Consider the following 4765-nt stretch of genomic DNA (forward strand, 5'->3'; position numbering starts at 1 on the left):
GTGAGCAGGTGGCGGCTTTCGGGCCGGGAGCCTTGTTCGTCGAGATCGGCCCTGATGGCTCGCTGTCGCGTCTGACCGGGGGAGTGAGTGCTGCTGAGCCGTTGACCGCGCTGGCCCACATGTGGGTGCACGGTGTGCCGGTCGACTGGGCTCCCTACACCGGTGGCGGAACGCTGACGCAGGAAGTACCGACCTACCCCTTCCAACACGAACGCTTCTGGCCCGAGCATCGGCGCATCGGCCTGGGCCAGCGCCGCGTCGACCACCCGGTGCTGGTGGCTGCCGTCAGCCTGCCCGGCACCGACGGAGTCTCGCTCACCGGCAAGGTCTCGCCCGCCAGCCATCCGTGGCTGCTCGACCACGCCATCAGCGGCACCCCGCTGATGCCCGGCGCGGCCCTCGCCGACATGGCCATGCGCGCCGCCGACGAGGCAGGCTGCGACGCGCTGGAGGAACTGGTCATCGAGGCCCCGCTGCCGCTGACCACCGCCACGACGCTGCACGTCACGGTCGGCGACGCCGACGAGGAGGGCCGTCGGCGGATCGAGATCCACGCCCGGGCGGACGACGCCCCCGAGTGGACCCGCATCGCCACCGGCGCGGCCATACCGCGCGTGCCCGAGCCACCCCGCGAGACCGCCGCCTGGCCGCCGCCCGGCGACCCGGTCGACACCGCCGCCTTCTACGACCACCTCGACGACCTCGGCTACACCTACGGTCCTGCGTTCCAGGGGATCGGCGCGGCCTGGCGGAACGGCGAAACCCTCTACGCCGAGGTGGCCCTGCCTCCCGGCCAGGATCCGGCGGGCTACACCATCCACCCCGCGCTGCTGGACGCCGCCCTCCAGACCGGCCTGCTTCCGGCGCTCGGCACCACGGAGATGACGCCGAGCCTGCCGTTCTCCTGGACCGGCGTGAGTCTCTTCGCCAGCGCCGCCACCCGGCTGCGTGTACGCGTCACCCCGCTCGCCCCGGACGCGTTCGCCGTACTCGCCACGGACGACGAGGGCGCGCCCGTCCTCGCCGTGGACCGGCTGGTCTCCCGGCCGTTCGAGGCGCCGGGCGTGAACCACCTGCACCGCCTGGAATGGACGTCGCTCGCCACCCCGGCCCCGGCCACCACCCCGGTCCGCGAGGTGACGCTCACCGCCGGCGAGGGCGATCCGCTCACCGCCGCCCACGACCTGGCCGCCCAGGCGCTGGAGCTGGTCCACGCCACCCTCGACGACGCCACGACGGTCGTGGTGCGTACCGGCGGCGGCCTTGCGACCGCCGCCGCCCGGGGTCTGATCCGGTCCGCGGCGGCCGAACACCCGGGCGAGTTCGTCCTCGTCGAGGGCGACCAGCTGGATCCCGCCGTGCTGGCCGCGGCCGGCGAGCCGGTCCTGCGCGTACGGGACGGCCGGATCGAGGCGCCCCGGCCGGTCCGGGTGACGGCCCCGGCAACGGTCCCGGCCGCGTGGGATCCGGACGGAACCGTGCTCCTCACCGGCGCGTCCGGCACGCTCGCCGGGATCGTCGCCCGCCACCTGGTCACCGAGCGCGGTGTCCGGCACCTGCTGCTGCTGACCCGCAGCGGCACCGCCCCTGAGCTGCCCGGCGCCGAGGTCACCGCGCTCGCCGTCGACGTAGCCGACCGGGAGGCACTGGCCCGCGCCCTGGCCACGGTTCCCGACGAGCACCCGCTCACCGCCGTCGTACACCTCGCGGGTGTCCTGGACGACGGAGTCGTCTCCGCCCTGACACCGGACCGCCTGGCCGCCGTGCTCCGGCCCAAGGCCGACGGCGCGTGGCATCTGCACGAGCTGACCCGTGACCTGCCGCTCTCCGCGTTCGTGCTGTTCTCCTCGGTCGCCGGTGTGTTCGGGGCGGCAGGACAGTCGAGCTACGCCGCCGCCAACGCGTTCCTCGACGCACTCGCGGAGCACCGGCACGACCTCGGGCTGCCCGCGACCTCGCTGGCCTGGGGGCTGTGGGAGCAGACCAGCCGGATGTCCGAGACCGCGGACGTGCGCCGGGCCGGGCGGCACGGACTCCGCGCGTTGACCACGCCGGACGCTCTGCGCCTGTTCGACGCCGCCCCGGCGCTGGACCTGCCGGTCGTCCTGGCCGCCGCACTCGACCGGCCGCGGACCCGGCCGCGCCGCCGGGCACGACGTGACGACCCCCTGGCGCTGGTGATCGCCACCGCCGCCGCGGTGCTTGGTCATGCCGACGGAACGGTCATCCCGGCCGACACACCGTTTCAGAGCCTCGGCCTCGACTCGCTGTCCGCCGTCGACCTGCGTAACCAGCTCGCCGACGCGACCGGCGTGCGGCTGAGCGCCACGGCGGTCTTCGACTACCCGACCCCGCGGGCGCTCGCCGAGCGGCTGGCGGGAGAGGGTACCGCGACGCGGGCGACGGCCTCCGCGGCCGTCGCGGACGACCCGGTCGCCGTCGTCGGGATGGCGTGCCGCTATCCGGGCGGCGTGGCCACCCCCGACGACCTGTGGCGGCTGGTGGCCGAGGGACGGGATGCGGTCGGGCCGTTCCCCGCCGACCGTGGCTGGGATCTGGCCGGCCTCTACGATCCCGATCCCGAGGCGACCGGCAGGTCGTACGTACGCGAAGGAGGTTTCCTCGGCGGCGCGGCCGACTTCGACGCGGCCTTCTTCGGCATCAGCCCGCGCGAGGCGCTGGCGATGGACCCGCAGCAGCGGGTGCTGATGGAGACCGCGTGGGAGGCATTCGAACACGCCGGCCTCGACCCGCGCGACCTGCGCGGCAGCGACACCGGCGTGTTCGTCGGCACCATGGCCCAGGAGTACGGAGGACTGGTTACCGACAGCGCGCACGGGCTGGAGGGCTGGATCGGCACCGGCAACTCGCAGAGCGTCATGTCCGGCCGCCTGTCCTACTTCTTCGGGTTGCAGGGCCCGGCCGTCACCATCGACACCGCCTGCTCGTCCTCGCTCGTCGCGCTGCACCAGGCCGCCCAGGCGCTGCGGCACGGCGAGTGCGGGCTGGCGGTGGTCGGCGGGGTGACCGTGATGTCGTCGCCGCGGACGTTCCAGGAGTTCTCCCGGCAGCGCGGCATGGCGCCGGACGGCCGGTGCAAGCCGTTCGCGGCGGCGGCCGACGGCACCGGCTGGTCCGAGGGCGTCGGCGTGGTGCTGGTCGAACGGCTCTCCGACGCCCGGCGCAACGGACACACTGTGCTCGCACTGATCCGGGGCACTGCGGTGAACCAGGACGGCACGTCCAACGGTCTCACCGCGCCGAACGGCCCCGCCCAGCAGAAGGTCATCCGGGCCGCCCTGGAGCGGGCCGGGCTCGGCATCGGCGACGTGGACGTGGTCGAGGCGCACGGGACGGGAACGGCGCTGGGCGACCCGATCGAGGCGCAGGCGATCCTCGACACGTACGGCAGCCGCAGCGACGGCGAGCCGGCACGCCTGGGTTCGGTGAAGTCGAACCTCGGCCACACCCAGGCGGCCGCCGGAGTCGCCGGGGTGATCAAGATGATCCAGGCGATGCGGCACGAGACGATGCCGAAGAGCCTGCACATCGACGCGCCGTCGCCGCACGTGGACTGGGCGTCCGGCGCCGTCGAACTGCTCACCTCGGAGCGTCCGTGGCCGGCCTCCGGGGACCGTCCCCGCCGGGCCGCGGTGTCGTCGTTCGGCATCAGCGGCACGAACGCCCACGTCATCGTCGAAGGCTTCGCCGCCCAGGCGCCCGGTGAGAGCGCCGCTCCGGCGGGACCGCTGCCGTTGGTGCTCTCCGCCCGCACGGCCGAGGCCCTGACGGCCCAGGAAACCCGGCTGCGCAGGTTCCGCGAGGACCGGCCCGGCATCGCTGAGCTCGACGTCGCGGTCACGCTCGCCCGGCGCACGCCGTTCGCCCACCGTACGGTGCTGATCGGCGGCACGACGGTCTCGGGCGTGGCGTCCGCGGACCGTCGTGTGGTGTTTGTGTTTCCGGGTCAGGGGACGCAGTGGGCGGGGATGGGGCGTGCGTTGCTGGACGTGTCGCCGGTGTTCGCGGCGCGGATGGGTGAGTGTGCGGAGGCGTTGTCGCCGTATCTGGATCTGTGGGAGGCGGTTGATGCTCCGGATCGGGTGGAGTGGTTGCAGCCGGCGTCGTGGGCGGTGATGGTGTCGCTGGCGGCGGTGTGGCAGGCGGCGGGTGTGCAGCCGTCCGCGGTGATCGGGCATTCGCAGGGTGAGATCGCGGCAGCCTGTGTCGCGGGTGCGGTGTCGCTGGCTGATGCGGCGAAGGTGGTGGCGCTGCGCAGTCAGGCGATTGCTTCGACGCTGGCGGGTCAGGGGGCGATGGCGTCGATTCCGTTGCCTGCCGAGGGTATCGAGTTGGCCGACGGGGTGTGGGTGGCGGCGTTGAACGGGCCGTCCTCGACGGTCGTGGCGGGTGTGCCGGACGCGGTGGAGGCGGTTCGTGCTCGTTATGGCGGGCGGCGGATCGCGGTGGACTACGCGTCGCACACCCCGCATGTCGAGGCGTTGCGTGGTGCGGTGGTGTCGGTGCCGTCGCAGGCACCGGTGATCCCGTGGCTGTCGACCGTGGACGAGGCGTGGGTCACCGGTGCGCTGGACGATGAGTACTGGTTCCGGAATCTGCGGCAGCAGGTGCGGTTCGCGCCGGCGGCGGCGGGTTTCGACGATGCGGTGTTCATCGAGGTGAGTGCGAGGCCGGTGCTGATCCCCGCGCTCGACGACGCGGTCACCGTCCCCACCCTGCGGCGCGACGACGGCGGAGCCGACCG

Annotated in this window: 1 protein-coding gene; it reads left to right on the forward strand. The window is 73.7% G+C overall.

The genetic code is table 11. From position 1 onward, the window contains the following. The coding region (locus OHA11_RS48260) for a type I polyketide synthase (RefSeq protein WP_266509220.1) at positions 1-4765 on the forward strand (4765 nt) is incomplete at both ends.

The sequence above is a fragment of the Streptomyces sp. NBC_00878 genome (genome assembly GCF_026341515.1).
GTDB lineage: Bacteria > Actinomycetota > Actinomycetes > Streptomycetales > Streptomycetaceae > Streptomyces.